The sequence below is a fragment of the Erythrobacter sp. S259 genome (genome assembly GCF_057364965.1).
Window position 1 is genome coordinate 3,031,054 of record NZ_CP200286.1, and the last position, 16,834, is coordinate 3,047,887.

Consider the following 16,834-nt stretch of genomic DNA (forward strand, 5'->3'; position numbering starts at 1 on the left):
TTGCCAGCACAAATTGAAGACAATCAGCCGATGCTGGAAGGCATCAAAGTCGTTGATTTAACCAGCGTCGTTTTCGGACCCTATGCGACCCAGATATTGTGCGATTACGGCGCCGAAGTCACCAAGGTCGAGGCACCGGGCGGCGATGTCTATCGCTACGGCGCAAAACCGGCAAAGACACCGGGCATGGGGCCGGGCTTTATTTCGCTTAATCGCGGTAAGAAGTCGCTCATGCTCGACCTAAAGCAAGAGGCGGATGTGAAACGCCTGCGCTCTCTTTTGCGCGAGGCGGATGTGTTCGTGCACAATGTGCGTGAAGAAGCGATCGAACGGCTCGGCTTTGGCTATGAGGCGGTCAAAGCGCTCAATCCGCAAGTGATCTATGTTCACTGCGTCGGCTTTGGCTCGGGCGGGCCATATGCAGGACTTCAAGCCTATGATGACGTCATTCAGGCAGCGACCGGCACGACCACGCTTCTGCCGCGCGTCGATGGAGATGAGCGGCCGCGCTATATCCCCTCGCTGATCGCGGACAAAGTCGCGGGGCTGCATGCCGCCTATGCAACGCTGGCTGCGATCACGCACCGCCTTCGTACAGGGCGCGGGCAATTTATCGAAGTGCCCATGTTCGAAGCCTTCGCAAGCTTCATGATGAAGGAGCACCTCGACGGTCACACCTTCGATCCGCCCAATGGCGGGGCAGGCTATGGCCGCCAGGTTGATCCCGACCGTCAGCCGTTCCCAACCAAAGACGGCTGGATCAGCATCGTGCCCTATATCATCCCGCATTTCCCGCTTGTGGTGGGCCTTTTGGGTGATGAGGCTATGGCGTCTGACGAGCGCTGGAAGGACCCGGCCAATGTGGTCAAAGGGGCGCCTCAGCTCTACGCCCGCATTGGCGAGCTGACCCAGACCAAGACCACTGCTGAATGTTTGGAAGTCCTGCGGGCCGCGAACATTCCGTGCATGCCTGCGGTTGATCTCGACGAGGTCATCAAAGACGAACATTTGCATGCGACCGGCTTCTTCGAAAAGTCGGAGCACCCCAGCGAAGGCCCGCTTTATCAAATGCGCGATCCCAATAAGTTCAGCGATTGGAAGCAGGGGGAGCTGGGCCACGCCCCTCGGCTCGGTGAGCATAACGAGGACTAGGTTAGCTGCGCCTTGGCCCAGAGGGCGGCATCGGCGACCACCGGGTCAGGATCGTTCGTGAGCGGTTCGACCTGAGAGAGCAACCCAGGCTCGCCGCTGTTGCCAGCTGCATAAAGACAGTTCCTCACAAACCTGTCACGCCCGATCCGTTTGATCGGAGAGCCTGAAAAGAGCTTGCGAAAACCTGCATCGTCCAGTGTGAGCAACTCCGCCAGGCGCGGCGCGGTGAGTTCGGCGCGTGGCAAAAATTCACCTGCGGCATAAGCTTCGCTTGCAAATTTGTTCCAAGGGCAAACAGCGAGGCAATCATCGCATCCATAAATACGGTTGCCGAGCGGTTTGCGGAATTCCTCGGCAATCGGTCCCTTATGCTCAATGGTGAGGTAAGAGATGCAGCGCCTCGCATCGAGTGTGTAGGCGCTAGGGAAAGCATCGGTGGGACAGCTATCAAGACACGCGCGGCAGGACCCGCACTGATCGCGGTGGGGCGGGGCGGGCACCAATTCCAGTGTCGTATAAATCGCACCCAGAAACAGCCATGATCCATGCTCGGGGCTCACCAAATTGGTGTGCTTGCCCTGCCAGCCGATCCCCGATGCCTCGCCCAAGGGTTTTTCCATCACGGGGGCTGTATCGACAAAGACCTTGAGCTCGCTTGTCGGCTCTTGCTCCACCAGCCACCGAGCGAGCGCTTTCAGCCGCTTCTTCACAACGTCATGGTAGTCGCGCCCTTGCGCATAGACCGAGATGCGAGCGCGATCCCCTGTGCCTTCCAGAGCCAAAGGATCAAGCGCCGGGGCGTAACTCATCCCGAGTGCAATGACCGACTTCGCCTCTGGCCATAACCCTTGCGGCGAGCGGCGGTGGTGAAGGCGGGTTTCCATCCACTCCATGGTGGCGTGTCGCCCCTCACCCAGCCACTCCTGAAGCCGCTGAGATCGTAACGGATCTTCCGCTGCGGTCGTAAAGCCTACAGAGGCAAAACCAAGCGCGCGCGCCTGCTCTTCAATCTGCCTGTTTAAGGTAAGTGTTGCGCCAGCGTTAACCATGGTTGAGGTTGCTCTCGTTCAGTTTCACGCGTTAACTGCTGCTTCCATGTACATGCAGGTAGATGATCCAATGACGCCAGACAATGGGCAGACCCCCGATGGCCGTCCACTCCAGAACGCAGCCCACGCCGACGACCGCCCTCTCGCAATCGAAGCGCGCGGCCTCGTGAAGAGTTTTGACGGCACACGCGCGGTGGATGGCGTCGATCTGTCCGTGCCAGAAGGCGCGATTTACGGCGTGCTAGGCCCGAATGGCGCGGGCAAGACGACGACCTTGCGCATGCTGCTCGGCATTATTGACCCTGATGACGGCGTGCGCATGATTTTTGGCCACGATCGCCCGCACGATATTGGCCGCCTAATTGGCTATCTGCCGGAAGAGCGCGGTCTTTACCCAGCGATGAAATCAATCGAAGCTATCGCCTTTATGGGCGCGCTTCGAGGGCTTTCCCTGAAAGAGGGCCGCAAAAGGGGCATGGAACTGCTTGAGCGCCACGACCTTGGCTATGCCGCCAACCGCACGATCCGCCAGCTCTCCAAAGGCATGGCGCAAACGGTGCAGTTGCTCGGCACTCTGGTTCACCGCCCGCGTCTGGTCGTGCTTGATGAGCCGTTTTCAGGGCTCGATGCGATCAACCAGGGCAAGCTTGAAGGCATGATCCGAAACCTTGCCGAAGACGGGGTGACGGTGATCTTCTCCACCCACGTTATCCACCACGCAGAGCGCCTGTGCGAAGGTGTTGCGATCATCGCCGGGGGCAAAGTGCCATATGCGGGCAGTGTTGAGACCGCGCGAGACCGTATCCCGGCACAAGTTCGCCTGGAGACCCGTGCGCGCGAGGGAGGTTGGACCGCGGCTCTTCCCGAAGAGACACGGCGAGAGGGTGATTTCTTCTACTTCCCGCTTCCGGGAACAGGCATTGAGCCTTTGCTGAAGACGCTCATTGAAGGCGAGGCGGGAATTCTCTCGCTGTCCATCGAACGTGCGGGGCTTCATGACGCCTTTGTCTCGATTGCTGGCGAGGCCGCTGCCCGTCAGCTTGAGGCGGATGCGCAGGGAGGCTCGAAATGAGCGTGCACGATTCTGCCGCCATCGGCGCCTCCCGTATGGATTCTAGCCCGCGCCTCTCGAAACTTGAGGCCGCATGGGTCATCGCCCGGCGCGACTTTATCGCCGTGCTGTTCAGCCGCGCGTTTCTGTTCTTCCTAGTCGGCCCGCTCTTCCCGGTCCTTGTGGGCGGGCTTGCGGGCAGCATTGGTGGGCAGGTCTCTCGTGAAGCCGTAACGCTCGAAGTCGGCATCGCCATGAGCGCCGAGGACAACGCCGCTATGATCGCGGCAAGTGAGCGGATCGGCCCGCAGTTGCGTGGTGCTATCCCGGTCCTGAGCGAAGTCTCAGAGGCAAAAGACAACCCCTCCTTTGACGCACGCACCTTCATGGAAGAGCGGCGCGGGAACTACGCCGTTATCATTACGGGCACGCTCAATGCGCCAGAGGTTGTTGGCACCGAGGCCCAAGTGGACCGCTGGACCGGGCCCGTAAGGCTGATGGCAGCAGACGCGCTTGCCGCTAGTCCCCTCGCATTCCCGAGCTCGACCAAAACCACCGTCGCCTCAAGCGCAGCCTCGGAACGCACCACACGCTTGCGTACCGCCCAGGCAGCTCAGATGGTGATGTTCCTCCTCACAATGCTGCTTGCAGGCATGGTCTTGTCCAACTTGGCCGAGGAAAAAGGCAACAAGATCATTGAGATCCTTGCAGCGGCCATCCCAATGGACTCTGTCTTTATGGGTAAGCTCTTCGCGATGCTCGGCGTGTCTTTTGTCGGGATTGCCGTTTGGGGAACAGTTGGATGGGGCTTTTGGGCGATTGCCGAGGACGCCATTGTCACCGTCACCCAAACCAATTTCCGCGAACTGCCCGGCCCTGCGGTCGGATGGGGCATGTTCGTGGTGTTCGGTGTGCTCTATTTCTCCATGGCCTACCTGTTGCTGGGTTCCTTGTTCCTGACAATCGGCGCCCTCGCCAGCACCGTTCGAGAAGTTCAAACCCTGTCGATGCCGGTTACAATGATGCAGTTGATGGTTTTCTTCATGGCGAGCGCGGCGCTAGCGCCCAACTACGCCTTTCTTGAGCCATTCGTTGTAGCCTTCCCGCTCTCCTCGCCCTTTGCAATGCTGGCGCTCGCGGCATTGGAAGAGACGCTGTGGACCCATCTCGCAGCGCTTGCATGGCAGGCCGTCTGGGTGGTTCTGCTTGTCAAAGGCGGCTCCATGCTGTTCCGCAAGCGGGTCATGAAATCGGGCGGTGCTGGCACGAAAAAACGCCGTTGGTCCTTTGGCAAGCGGGCCTCGCAAGCTTCATAAAGGTCCGCGCAACAATAAGTGGCTGATGAAAACTCATATTGACATTGCTGTCAGTTAAGGCAGGATGGTAATTGAGGGGAGAGTGCAATGGATAAGACCCCGCGCCTCCTATAGGAGAGAGATATGGCCACCGCTGCGCCCGGAAACACAATAGCGCGTCCTGACGTGCGCACTTCGCCCACCGCTTACGAAGCGATCAAAAAACACTACGCAGAGCACCCGGAAGAGCGGCCCAACCACCCTCACAAATGGGACCTCAGCCGGTCCGATATTTATTTCGAGGACAAGTGGCAGCCAATTGTCGCAGAAATGCAAGCGGCAGGCCCGCTTCATTACATCGACGACAGCCCTTTCGGCCCCTATTGGTCGGTCGTGGGGCACAAGGCGATCCAGCATATTGAAGCTTTGCCAGAAACCTTCTCCTCAAGCTGGGAACATGGCGGGATCACTATCCTTGAGCGGCTGAGTGAAGAGGAACTTGATAAGCGCGAAACCGACACGCGAGAGCTCCCGATGTTCATCGCGATGGACCGGCCCAAACACACCGGTCAGCGCCGTACGGTGGCACCGAAATTCACGCCATCCGGCATGACCGCGATGGAGCCGGAAATTCGCGCAAGAACGGGCGAACTGCTCGATTCCCTGCCGCGCGGCGAGACGTTCGACTGGGTCGATAAAGTCTCGATTGAGCTCACCACCGGGATGCTTGCGATCCTGTTCGGATTCCCATGGGAAGACAGGCGTTTGCTCACCTTCTGGTCGGATTGGTCAGGCGATACCGAGCTTGCGACCATTCGCGAGCTTGACGATATGCGGTGGAGCTTCCTGCATGAGATGGCGGCCTATTTCCAATCCATTTGGGTAGAGCGCACGCAGGCCAAAGAGCCGGGCGATGACCTTATCTCAATGATGCTGCATTCCGAGGCGATGAACCAGATGCGCCCTGAGGAATTTATGGGCAATCTCATCCTTTTGATCGTCGGCGGGAATGACACGACCCGCAATTCGATGAGCGGGTTCATCCATGCGCTCGACAAATTCCCGGACCAGCGCAAGCTGTTCGAAGAAAACCCGGATGTGATCCCCAACGCGGTTCAGGAAATGCTGCGGATGCAGACCCCGCTTGCGCATATGCGCCGGACCTGCACCGAGGATACCGAGGTGTTTGGCCAGACCATCAAGAAGGGCGAAAAGGTCGTCATGTGGTATCTGGCCGCGAACCACGAGGAAGAAATCTTCCCGGACGCCCACACGCTTGATCTCAATCGTGAGAATGCGAAGCGGCATATTGCGTTCGGCTATGGCATCCACCGCTGTGTAGGGGCGCGTTTGGCGGAGCTTCAATTGCGCATTCTCTTGGAAGAGATGCACAAGCGCCGGATGCGTGTACATGTCGCCGGTGATGTTGAGCGGGTGCGTGCAAACTTCGTCCACGGCTTCCGCAAGCTTGAGGTCGAAATCACCGAATTCTGATCTTTTGACACTCTTAGTGTAACCTTTTCCGCCTGGCGTACGTATTCACTGAGTGAAACCAGTGATTGTGAAAGCTATTTAAATGTTACCAAAACCGACAAACCGTCGTTCATTTCTCGCCACCAGCGCGATTGTGGCCGTGCTTCCGCTCGTAAGCGGGTGCGGCTCAGAGGTGCAGGCGCGCACAGCAAGCGGGACCTTCCGCGTCACCAAGACCGCGGCGCAGTGGCGCCGTAAACTGACGCGCGCTGAGTATTATGTCTTACGCGATGCAGGGACAGAGCGGGCCTATTCCTCGCCCTTGGACAAAGAAAAACGGCGCGGCACCTTTGTCTGCGCCGGATGCAATAACAAGCTCTATTCCAGCGTCCATAAGTACGACAGCAAGACCGGTTGGCCCAGTTTTTGGCAGCCAATTGGTAAAGGCGCGGTGGGGACATCGACCGATTATAAAATCGGTGTCCCGCGTACCGAAGTGCACTGCGCCGATTGCGGCGGTCACTTAGGGCATATCTTCGGCGATGGTCCGCGCCCAACAGGCAAGCGTCACTGCATCAACGGCATCGCTATGAATTTCATTCCGGCATAAGCCGGAGGGGGACATCATTCCGGCTTAACGCGCCAAAGTTTGAGCCCGTTGTCGCCAGAAATTGCCACGGGCTCCAGCCAATCAGGCGCTGCGCCTCTCGCCAATTGCGGAACGAAACCGTCGCTTGCGATGTTTGCATAGGTCCGCGCTTCGTAGAGTGCAGGGCATATAGCAACATAGTTCGTCCCGCGCGCAAGGAGTGTCCCGCGCGCTGCCTCTGGCGAGCCAATCGCGGTCTCAATCAGCACTTTCATTGCCTTGTGTCCGCGGTGGTGGCCCGTCGCGATAACGCTGTGGTCGCTCACAAGAAGCAGTTCGGGGGCGATATCCAGCAAAGCGTAAATCTCGCCTTCCGGCAGCGCATTCAGGGTTTCAGCGGCATCCTGCACGCGGCAATCAGCCACCCGGATCGGCACATCTTGCGCGCCTCCAACAGAGGCTCGCACCGGCATCGCGCTGGTGAGGAGAAGGGCAGGAACAGCAGGGAGAAGCGCGCAAGCCACGCCCACCATCGCGGCCATGCGCGGCAAGGGGCTTTCCATCAAACGGATTGCTTTCAGCCAGCGCCTGAGCTGCCAAGCGAGCAGAGGACTTGCAAGAACGCAGGCCACCGCGCCGGTGCGCGCGACAAACACTGAAGTGGCAAGCGCGCCTGCAAGGATTAGGGCATAATCAGTCCAAAAGAGCGTGAGGCCATCATGTGACCGACGCGCCAATTGGACCGCAGCATAAATGCCGATCAACGGCGCTGCGAGGTATTGGAGCGCAATGGCAAGCACTTGCTCCCACAAGGGTCGGCCTTCGAGCACGTTGGAAAGCCAGATTTCCGCCACCATCGGATCGACTTGTGAAAAGCCTCCCCCGGCCGCGCATTGAGGTGCGGCACTCAGCATCATAGTGAGCGCGCCGCCGCCCGCGACGGTGAAGCCGGTCAGTGTTATAGCGAGGCTCGGTCTGCCCGCCCTTGCGAGCAGGCTCAAAATCACTGCGCCCCAGGCGAACATGGCGAGGTGGACCGGGCCGATAGCATCGCAATAATTAGCAAGATCGGCAAAGCCCCTGGTGACTGCGAAAAGAACGGCGCTCACGGCCGCCAGAGATTGAATCGCACTGGTCAGCCAGACTTTGGCTGAAGGATCGCGCAGCCAGCGCCAAGCAAGCACCGCAAACGTAATCGCTGCCAGCGGGAGACCCTCAATCGAGATCGAGAGCCAAGCCGCAAATCCAGCTCCGATGACCCAACCACCGACACGCGGCGACCGGGCCAGGAGGCCGTTCAAAGCCGCCAGCGCACAGACCATTTGCCAGCCGTGATGGTCAATCCGCAAAGGTGAGAGTTGAAACAGCACAGGGATCGAAATCACGATCATCAATGCTGTGAAGATCGCCTCCTCATCGCCCCAAAGCCTCCAGGCAATGCGCGAGGCCAAGAGCATAACAAAGGCCAGCGTGATGAGCGGCACAATAACGATGGCAGCACTCTCTGCCGCGGCAACGCCAACGAGCGGGGTGAGAGCCATAATGACCAGTGCCAGCGGGATATCTACGAGCCGCGACCAATGCATGGCAACGCCGCCATTTGCGGGATCAATGCGGTATTGGGTCACGTCAAACCAGCTTTGCCCGCCGAGAAGATCGCGCACTTGGATAAGGCGAAGCACATCATCGGGATCAGAGAAGTGAAGGCTGGAAATCGAGGTCCAGTTGGCCGCGACTAGGAACGCGCTGACCAAACCCCACGCAAGGCCTGCCTTGGCGAGAAAACCAAGCGGAAAGGCAGCTCTGCGGCGCTCTTCCAGCATCAGCTCACGCACTTGGGCGGTGGGTTGGATGGGGCAAGGTCTCCTCGCGAAAGACGACTTTTGCGCGGATCACCCAGGTGGCTATGAAACTGACACCAATCGCTGCCACTTTGGCTGCGCGCGGGTCAAATCCGCCCCAGTCTGCTGCGCCAATAATCGCCGTGGTGAGGGCAAGCCCCACTAAGGCGGAAGTCACGAACAGCGCTTTTTGCTTTGAGCGCTCTTGGCCGCCCTCCGCCACCCGGTCCTGAAACACTGCGCGGCTGGACAACAGCCAATGCGCCAAGATACCGAGCGAGTAGCCTATCGCAGAGGCAGGAACCGCCAGCACGCCAAGCGCCATTAGCGCAAGAAAGCTCCCAAAATCAACGGCAAGCGCGCCAACGCTTGCCAGCAGATAGCGCACGAAACGCATATCGCTGAACTTGAAGATGAGAGGGCGGCGGTAACGCATTAGGCGCGCCGTCTTGTGTCTTCTTGGCGGGTTTCTTGTGCGGGATCGTCGGAGGAAATCCGCTCTGGCATACCGCGCAAAGACGTAAGCGCTGCGACCTGATCCTCGCTAAGAGGTTTGGTCTCGGCGTCGCTTACTGGAAGCGCCTTTTCAGCGCCCTCGTCACCAGCCTCGTGATATTCGGCATCTTCGTTGACGCACCACGTATCGTAAACGCGCTTGCCCGCGAGGATATTCTCCACTGTCAGCATCGCGGTCATCATCGCATGATCTTGGTTGTTGTAACGGTGCATCCCGTTGCGTCCCACCAAGTGAAGGCCCGGGTGCTTCTCCTCAAGCTCATGGCGCATCGCATCGACGTTCGCTTCGTAGTCGTCGTCATAGACCGGATAGGCCTTTTCCTGACGAACAACTGCGCCGCTGACGACTTTAGCAGGGTCGCAAAGCCCCAAGATTTCCATCTCGCGCGTCGCCTGTGCGATCAAATCTTCGTCAGAGGAAGACCAGAGCCCGTCGCCTTCGAAACAGAAGTATTCAAGGCCAACACAGGCCATGCTCTCATCCGGGATCATCTCAGGCGACCACGAACGGAAATTCTGAACGCGGCCGACCTGCACCCGCTCGTCATGGATATAGATCCAATTGTCGGGGAAGAGATCTTCGGATTTCACCATCAGCGCCACTGTCAAAAAGTCGCGGTAGCGCAGTTTGTCGGCTTTGAGCGTTGATTGCGGCAGCGGGTGGATGCGTTTTGAAAGCTCGCGCATGGGCGCTGAACTGATCACGTGTTTTGCGCGGATTTGTGCCGTGCTTTCACTGCTCTTCGCCGTCATGGTCCAGCCGGTGCCATCGTCCGCAACCCGCTCAAGCGCATGGCCCATCAGAACCTTACCTTTGCCGGTTGCCAAAATGTGATCGCGCGCCGCATCCCACATCATGCCCGGGCCAAGCCGAGGGTAGCGGAAGGTTTCGAGCAGGGTTTTGACCTCCTGCCCATCGTTCGGCTTCTTATTGAGGCCGAGGCTGCGCTTCAGCCCGTCCATCACCGCGCCCCAGAGCGACAACCCCTTGATCCGCTGCGCTGCCCAATCCGCGCTCATCTCATCGCATGGCATCCCCCACACTTTTTCAGTGTAGGTCTTGAAGAAGATCGAATAGAGCTTTTTGCCAAATTGATTGGTCGTCCAATCCTCAAAGCTTTTGATGTCTTTGATCGGGAACAGCTTATATTTGAGATAGCTCGCCATACAGATGGTGGAGCGCAAAATGCCAAGGTTCCAGAGCGCCTCAAACGCGCGAAGGGGGTAAGAATAGAACTTACCCTCGTAATAGATGCGGCTCATCCGGGGGCGCTGGATAAAGTCGTCGGGCAGGATCTCATTCCAAAGATCAACCACCTCTTGGCTTTTGGAGAAGAACCGGTGCCCGCCAATGTCAAAGCGGTAGCCGTCATGCTCAACCGTGCGGCTGATGCCGCCCACATAGGTTTCATCTTTCTCGATGATGACGACCGACTTGCCTTGTTTGGTGAGCAGGTAGCCAGCTGTAAGACCTGCTGGTCCGGCACCAATAATGGCAACATCACAGTCTATTGTAGCCGGATTTTCAACGCGCGCTTGCGTCATGAATGGTCCCCGTTTGGATTTTAGGCGTTGACACCTTGCGGCACGCGCACTTGCGGTCCGCTCACGAAGGGGAGTGAAGGAAATTGGTTAGCGAGACGTAAACATTCGGGGCGAAACCCACAAAAACCGTCAAATGCATCCGATGTTTCTAGGGGGAAGCTTCTGGGGACACGCCATCTAGCAATCGGGGGCATTGAACCATGGCTGCGAGCCGGGCAAACTCCTCTAGCGAGAGCGTGTTTTCAAACACAACGCCGTAGTCCTCGCCGCGCCGCCACCGCACTTTTGCGCTTATTTCGGCTAAGGCGGAGCCTGCCTCCGGGCATTGAATTCGCAAAGCCTGATGCACCGCATACACCGCATCGCACGAAAAGCGCGCGCCCTGCTGCGATATGTTCTCGATGATCCCTTCACTTGCGCCGCCAATCGCAGTGATCTTGGCAGGCAGAAACAGATTGAGCCGCAGGGCCCGCTTAGGAAATTGGGATGATCCGGCAACCAATTGGGGCAAGTCTATCGGTGAAGGGAATTTAAAGCCTGCTTCCTTCTCCTTGCTCCACACCTCCTCAAGCGGATAAACGCTTTGATCGGGCATATGGAGTTCAAGCGGGCTTCCCGAAGGCGTGTCATGAAACAGCCGAAGACGCACGCCAGTTTCAGAGATGTCGCGTATTACGCAGATAAATTCGCCGCTACGGCTCACCAGCTTGGCGGCTCTGATCAATAAAGTGTAGCGGGCCGCGCGGGGCTGAGCAGCGCTTTGGCGGTTGGCGCTGGCTTCAATCGGTGTGAGCGTCGTCGCACCATTATCAAGTCGCGACAACGGCGCACCTGCACCCAAGGCCGTGGTGCTCAATACCGTGCTCCTCATTGACCTAACACCTCTATCTTCTGCTGCGCACATTATGGTGCCAACATAATGCCTTCATGGCGCCATGAAGGCGTTGATGCGCGCCTATGCATGACACGTATCTGCGCAATTGACGCAAAAACAGCTAAAGGAGGAAAGGTTAAGACCACTCGAAATGCGGCTCGGGGATGATCTCTTAGAGACGTGTAATTCGCTATCAACCACGACGGGAATTAGCGTTCTGTTTCCGACGGCTGGGGTTCCACCGGGCCCCTATGATCGGCGACCAGCAAGCGCATTATTTACGATAGCCGCAACCGTTTAGCGCGCGTTGAATGGTGCGGGTGGCGGGACTCGAACCCGCACGATCAAAAGATCAGGGGATTTTAAGTCCCCGGCGTCTACCATTCCGCCACACCCGCATAGCCTTCATCTGGTTCTGGAGCCCAGAGGTGCTGGCAGGCGCGATAGCAGACATCGCTGGAAGGGCAACTGAGAAGCGAGCAGGAAATCTAGTCGTCGTTGAGACGATTTTTGATTTCCTTACCGGCCTTGAAATAGGGAACCCGTTTCGCCGGGACGCTGACAGATCTCGCCAGTGCGCGGGTTGCGGCCCACTCGGGCTTCGCGTTCGCGGGTTGAAAAGGCACCAAAGCCTCTGAGTTCCACACGCCCGCCCTCGGCAAGGCGCTGTGTGATCTCATCGAAGAAAACGTCGACCACTTGCTCGATCTCATCGGCACGCAACTCAGGGTTGTCTTTGTGTAGTTCGTTGAGAAGTTCGGATCGTATCATCATGTCCTCCGAGCGGTAGGTTCTGCACCTGCCCGTGCACTATTTGCGCAGCAACTTTAACAAGTCGTAATTCTTACCCTGATTCAGACCCGACGAACCAGAACACGTCCATCTTCTGCCAGACACATCAATAAACTGCAAGGATTGAAGGCATTAACCAGCACCAAAAATTGCCCCAAAACGGACATAGCTGCAAAAGTGGGCTTTCTTGAGCCCGCTCAGCTTTGCTCGGCCAACTCTTCAGGCGATATTCCGAGACGCGCCATGCGGCTGCGGATTTCGGGCCATTCCTCTGCGAGGAATTGCTCTCTTTCGCGTTTGCGCAAAACCTGAGCGGCGCCTTTTACGACATACATGCCGACACCGCGCCGAACTTCGACGAGGCCATCGTTTTGAAATTGCTGATACGCTTTGGCGACAGTGAGGGGGTTGGCTCCCTCTTCCGCCGCCAGGGTGCGCACCGAGGGCAGCATTGTGCCCTCTTCATAATCGCCCTGGATGATGCCAGCTGCGATTTGATCGCGCAATTTGAGATAAACGGGGCGGGCCTGGGCCATTTTCGTGGTTCTGCTTCTTATGGGTCTCTCTAGGTGCCTCAGTGCCATAATACACCCATGCGCGTCAAGCTGCGCACACATTGTGCGGGGGTGTCGCAGCAGCGCATCGACAGGCGCGCAAACAGAGCAATATTGTTGGCCTGCCGCGAAACAAAAGCTTCACACAGGCAAATTGCCCGCTAGTGTGCGGCGCGTATTAAAGCTTGCGGGGAAGCGGGCCAAAACATTCAAGAGGGATCGGGAACGCAAATGGGCGAACTGAAAGATATTGCCTTGTGGAATTACGCCGACTGGGCAGCGTTAATCGCCGCCGTTGTGCTGGCAGGATTTCTGGTAGCAGGCGCTATGGCGCTCACTCGGGATCAAGAAGAAGTGATGGGCCACCCCAAAGGCCTCTACATGCTTTTCTTTGCCGAGATGTGGGAGCGTTTCTCCTATTACGGCATGCGGGCTTTGCTGATCCTCTATCTGGTCAAGCATTGGCTTTACTCAGATGGCAGCGCGAACCTCATTTATGGCGCTTACACCAGCCTTGTGTACATCACCCCTGTGCTTGGCGGCTGGCTGGCTGACCGGTATCTGGGTCAGCGTAAAGCGGTGGCATTTGGTGCGATCCTCCTCACCCTTGGCCATTTCTTTATGGCGTTTGAGGGTGATGGTTCTGGCTATCAGAACGATGGAACGCTCAATATCTTTTGGCTCGCCCTTGCGCTTATCATTGTGGGGTCGGGTTTCTTGAAAGCCAACATTTCGGTGCTTGTGGGGCAATTGTATTCGCGCACAGACACACGCCGCGATGGGGCCTACACGATCTTTTATGTCGGAATTAATCTTGGTGCGGCCACCGGTGTTCTGATTGCCGCCTACCTTGGTGAGACAGTGAGCTGGGCGCTTGGGTTTGGCCTTGCCGGATTTGGTATGCTGCTGGGCCTTGTGGTGTTCATCCTTGGCAAATCGCTTCTTAAAGGGAACGGCGAGTCGCCTGCGCCAGAAAAGCTCAAACAGAAGGTGGCAGGCTTCAATTTCGAATGGCTGCTTTATGGTGTTGGCCTTGCAGGGGTTGCGGTGATCTGGTTCCTGATCCAGTACCAGCATCTTGTCGGCGGCATTCTGCTGGTCTCGGGCATCGCGCTGCTTGGGTATGTGCTTTATGAGAGTTTCAAGCTCGACAAGGAGGCGCGCGAGAGGGTCTATGCGATGATCTTCTTCATCCTGCTCATGCCCTTGTTCTGGGGCCTGTTCGAACAGGCTGGCGGTTCGATGAACCTGTTTACTGATCGCTATGTTGAGCGCGGCGGGGTGCCGACCACTTTCTTCCAATCGATCAATGCAATCTACATCGTGCTCTTGGGCCCGCTGTTTGCGATGGCTTGGCAGTGGATGGCGCGCACCGGCATTGAACCCTCGACCCCTGCAAAGATGGGGCTGGGGATCGCTCAAATGGGTCTGGCGTTCATCGTCACCGTCTGGGGCGCTGAAAACTTCAGCAATGCCAATGACGCAGGCGTTCTTTTGACGCCGGTGGTCTTCATCTTCATCTTCTATCTGCTTTCAACCACAGGTGAGCTTTGTCTCAGCCCGGTTGGACTGTCTGCGATCAACCGTTTGTCGGTGAAGCACATGGCCAGCCTTATGATGGCAGCCTTCTTCTTCGGCACTGCGGGCGGCAACTTTGTCGCAGGCGCCATGGGCGCTCTAATGGGGCAAGGTGAAGGCGGCGAGATGACCCGCGATGCAGCGCTTGAAATTTACTGGGCCATGGGGCTTGTCGCGACAGGCGTCGGCATCCTGGTCTGTTTCGTCAGCCCGCTGGTTAAAAAGCTGATGCATCTTGATAAGCTGACCGATGATGAGGCAGGGCCGAGCGCTCAGGACGCTTCTTCCGCAGCTGCTCAAACAGCGTAATTTCTCACGAGGAAGGGGCAGGAACGATTGTGTTCTTGCCCCTCCTTTTCAAAACGAGTGAACAGATGAACTCTCCACGCACACACGTCCGCCGCGCAGCCCCCTCATCGCAGCACTGGCGGCGGCTTTCGCCCTTGGCACAGCCGCATCGGCACAACAGAGCGAAAACGCCGGTTCAGTTCAAGGGCCCTCGACCAAGGGTGAGCGCGATGAGCGTGCTTATCACAATGCGCAGGCCGCCTATCTTGCCGGACTTCAGGCGAGCGATGGATGGTACACGATGGAAGGGGGATTGCGGTGGCGCTATCTCGAATATCGCGGGACCGGAGCGAGCCCTGATCCAACCGATACGGTGACGGTGCACTATGCGGGCACTTTCATTGATGGTGAGAGCTTTGATAGCTCATATGACCGAGGGGAGCCGGCAACGTTCCCATTGACGGGTCTTATCCCGGCTTGGGGCATGGCCATCCCGCAGATGCGGGTGGGTGAGACGATAGAATTGGCCGCGCCCTCAAGCCTTGCCTACGGTCCGCGCGGACGCGGTTCAATTCCGGGCGGGGCAACGCTGGTGTTCAAAGTGGAATTGCTAGAGATTAAAGGGCGATAAACCTAAAGCTCAGTCAATTTTGCAGCGCGGGCCACAGGGCGCTTTGTTCGCCTTCTTCAAAAAGGTGCTCCCCGCCCCAAATTGCCATCTCGCGGTAGAGCGGCAACAGCGCGCTTGCTTTCTCAGTCATGACATATTTGGCGCGCTTTCCCGCTGGCGGATCGCGGGTCAAAAGCCCCGCCTCCTGCATCATCTTCAGCCGGGATGTGAGCGCTGCTCGGTTGATTTGCAGAGGCTCGATAAAATCCTCGAACCGTTCTGCTCCAAGGTAGATCTCGCGCAGGATCAATAAGACCCAGCGATCCCCAAGGATGCGGGCAGCGCGGCCTATTGGGCACGGCGAGCGAGAGGGCTGATACGACTTCATTTTGGTCTGTATAGCAGACTTGCCACGGTGTCTGGCAAGGGGCATAAAGTCTGTATTACAGACTTAAAGGGAGGGCCCCATGCCCAATTCGCGGTTCGACAGTCCAGAAGCCTCGATCGAATATATGAAGCGCATAGCTGTTGCGCGTTCCGGCTTTTCAAACTGGCTTGAGGTAGAGCCAGTCGTAGTGTGGGACGGCATAAGCGAACTGTCCCTCAAACTGCGCCCTGATATGACTCAGCACCACGGCTTTGCCCATGGCGGTATTGTGGGCCTTATGGCTGACAATGCATGCGCTTGGGCAGGAGCGTCTTTGCTCGGCGATGTTGTCACAGGCGGTTATGCAATCAACTTTCTGCGTCCGGCAAAAGGTGAGCGTTTGCGCGCAAAAGGCGAGGTTATCAAAGCGGGTAAGCGCCAAGCTGTGGTGCGCGCCGATGTGTTTGCTGAAACTCATGGAGAAGAGCCGGTGCTTGTCGCGGCGGCGCAAGCAACTATCATTCCCACTGGGATTTCGCAGCAAGCCTAGGCACCGCGCCAGAGCGATGTTAGATTTTCTCTCATGACACCGGCGCTCATCGCATTGATTATCGCGAATATCGTTTTTGTGGGCACGCATTTCGCGATGTCGCACCCCTTGCGTGCCCCTTTGGTAAAGCTGCTGGGCGCGACGCTCTTTCAAGCGGTCTATTCGCTGGTGAGCCTTGCGGCCTTTGCCGGGGTGTATTTCGCCTTTGTTGCCTCCCCGGTTGCTGATTTATCGGGAACCGGAGAAACCGGCTGGGCTATTGCCACTGTGATCAGCCTGCCAGCGATGGTTCTTTTGGCAGGCTCGTTTATCGGCAACCCGGCATTGCCGACACCCACGGCTAGCAAAGATGCACGCGCTGAGCCGAGAGGCGTCTTTGTTATCACCCGGCACCCTATGATGTGGAGCTTTGCGCTCTGGGCTGCGGCGCATATTGTCCTTCATTGGAGCCTGCGCACCACTATCACCGCCACGGCGATGGGCATTCTCGCTCTGGTGGGCGCGCGGCTGCAGGATACGAAAAAGCGCGCCCTAATGGGGGAGGCTTGGGCCGAATGGGAGGCCAAGACGAGCTATTGGCCGCGCTTATCCGGCTTTGCCAAAGCAGGCGCGCTGCCATGGGCGGTGGGCCTCATCTTCCTCGTGTTCTTTACTTGGCTGCACATGCCCATCGGCGGCATCCCAGCCGGGATTTGGCGCTGGTTCTAAAA

General features: G+C 57.8%; 16 protein-coding genes, 1 tRNA gene and 1 pseudogene. 9 read left to right on the plus strand and 9 right to left on the minus strand.

Going from position 1 to position 16,834, the window contains the following annotated elements:
- A complete protein-coding gene (locus AC0V60_RS14470; RefSeq protein WP_486179133.1) occupies positions 1 to 1,152 on the plus strand; it encodes a CaiB/BaiF CoA transferase family protein in 1,152 nt (383 codons plus the stop codon).
- Here the strand turns inward: AC0V60_RS14470 and queG are convergent.
- Positions 1,149 to 2,201, minus strand: coding sequence for a tRNA epoxyqueuosine(34) reductase QueG (queG, locus tag AC0V60_RS14475; protein ID WP_486179134.1), 1,053 nt, complete (start codon positions 2,199 to 2,201; stop codon positions 1,149 to 1,151). The genes AC0V60_RS14470 and queG overlap by 4 nt on opposite strands.
- Before the next feature lie 70 nt (positions 2,202 to 2,271).
- Between queG and AC0V60_RS14480 the strand changes: the two genes are divergently transcribed.
- The 4 genes from AC0V60_RS14480 (at position 2,272) to msrB (ending at position 6,630) form a co-directional block, all read left to right on the plus strand.
- Entirely contained in the window at positions 2,272 to 3,273 is a 1,002-nt protein-coding gene (locus AC0V60_RS14480; RefSeq protein WP_486179135.1) for an ABC transporter ATP-binding protein, read from the plus strand.
- A complete protein-coding gene (locus tag AC0V60_RS14485; RefSeq protein ID WP_486179136.1) occupies positions 3,270 to 4,568 on the plus strand; it encodes an ABC transporter permease in 1,299 nt (432 codons plus the stop codon). Before AC0V60_RS14480 ends, AC0V60_RS14485 begins: the two co-directional genes overlap by 4 nt.
- A 123-nt stretch (positions 4,569 to 4,691) precedes the next feature.
- A complete protein-coding gene (locus AC0V60_RS14490; RefSeq protein WP_486179137.1) occupies positions 4,692 to 6,041 on the plus strand; it encodes a cytochrome P450 in 1,350 nt (449 codons plus the stop codon).
- Between the two features lie 82 nt (positions 6,042 to 6,123).
- Positions 6,124 to 6,630: a peptide-methionine (R)-S-oxide reductase MsrB gene (gene msrB, locus AC0V60_RS14495; protein WP_486179138.1), complete on the plus strand. Its 507-nt coding sequence runs from the start codon at positions 6,124 to 6,126 to the stop codon at positions 6,628 to 6,630.
- A gap of 14 nt (positions 6,631 to 6,644) precedes the next feature.
- On the opposite strand, the gene AC0V60_RS14500 is transcribed toward msrB, so the two are convergent.
- The 7 genes and pseudogenes from AC0V60_RS14500 to AC0V60_RS14530 form a co-directional block, all read right to left on the minus strand.
- Entirely contained in the window at positions 6,645 to 8,432 is a 1,788-nt protein-coding gene (locus tag AC0V60_RS14500; RefSeq protein WP_486179139.1) for a hypothetical protein, read from the minus strand.
- Between the two features lie 4 nt (positions 8,433 to 8,436).
- Positions 8,437 to 8,886, minus strand: coding sequence for a GtrA family protein (locus AC0V60_RS14505; RefSeq protein ID WP_486179140.1), 450 nt, complete (start codon positions 8,884 to 8,886; stop codon positions 8,437 to 8,439).
- Entirely contained in the window at positions 8,886 to 10,511 is a 1,626-nt protein-coding gene (locus tag AC0V60_RS14510; RefSeq protein ID WP_486179141.1) for an NAD(P)/FAD-dependent oxidoreductase, read from the minus strand. The genes AC0V60_RS14505 and AC0V60_RS14510 overlap by 1 nt, the downstream gene beginning before the upstream one ends.
- A 148-nt stretch (positions 10,512 to 10,659) precedes the next feature.
- The gene (locus AC0V60_RS14515) at positions 10,660 to 11,367 is read right to left on the minus strand and encodes a PilZ domain-containing protein (protein WP_486179142.1); all 708 of its coding nucleotides are present in this window, start codon (positions 11,365 to 11,367) and stop codon (positions 10,660 to 10,662) included.
- A 330-nt stretch (positions 11,368 to 11,697) separates the two neighbouring features.
- Positions 11,698 to 11,783, minus strand: a tRNA-Leu gene (locus AC0V60_RS14520).
- 90 nt (positions 11,784 to 11,873) lie between these two features.
- A pseudogene (locus AC0V60_RS14525) lies at positions 11,874 to 12,156 on the minus strand (integration host factor subunit beta).
- Between the two features lie 218 nt (positions 12,157 to 12,374).
- Positions 12,375 to 12,713 carry a GntR family transcriptional regulator gene (locus AC0V60_RS14530; protein WP_486179143.1) on the minus strand — a complete coding sequence of 113 codons (339 nt, stop codon included), beginning with the start codon at positions 12,711 to 12,713 and terminating at the stop codon, positions 12,375 to 12,377.
- Positions 12,714 to 12,962: 249 nt separating this feature from the next.
- On the opposite strand from AC0V60_RS14530, the gene AC0V60_RS14535 reads away from it, so the two are divergent.
- Positions 12,963 to 14,618 (plus strand): peptide MFS transporter, encoded by a 1,656-nt coding sequence (locus AC0V60_RS14535; RefSeq protein WP_486179144.1) that lies wholly within the window; start codon positions 12,963 to 12,965, stop codon positions 14,616 to 14,618.
- A gap of 280 nt (positions 14,619 to 14,898) precedes the next feature.
- On the plus strand, positions 14,899 to 15,228 hold the full coding sequence (locus AC0V60_RS14540) for an FKBP-type peptidyl-prolyl cis-trans isomerase (RefSeq protein WP_486179145.1): 330 nt from the start codon (positions 14,899 to 14,901) through the stop codon (positions 15,226 to 15,228).
- A gap of 13 nt (positions 15,229 to 15,241) precedes the next feature.
- Here the strand turns inward: AC0V60_RS14540 and AC0V60_RS14545 are convergent, their stop codons facing one another.
- On the minus strand, positions 15,242 to 15,595 hold the full coding sequence (locus AC0V60_RS14545) for a winged helix-turn-helix transcriptional regulator (RefSeq protein ID WP_486179146.1): 354 nt from the start codon (positions 15,593 to 15,595) through the stop codon (positions 15,242 to 15,244).
- Between the two features lie 79 nt (positions 15,596 to 15,674).
- Between AC0V60_RS14545 and AC0V60_RS14550 the strand changes: the two genes are divergently transcribed.
- Together AC0V60_RS14550 and AC0V60_RS14555 are read left to right on the plus strand one after the other, a co-directional pair.
- Complete coding sequence (locus tag AC0V60_RS14550) at positions 15,675 to 16,124, plus strand: PaaI family thioesterase (RefSeq protein WP_486179147.1); 450 nt, start codon at positions 15,675 to 15,677, stop codon at positions 16,122 to 16,124.
- A gap of 33 nt (positions 16,125 to 16,157) precedes the next feature.
- A complete protein-coding gene (locus AC0V60_RS14555) occupies positions 16,158 to 16,832 on the plus strand; it encodes an NnrU family protein (RefSeq protein WP_486179148.1) in 675 nt (224 codons plus the stop codon).
- The last annotated feature ends 2 nt before the right edge of the window (positions 16,833 to 16,834 follow it).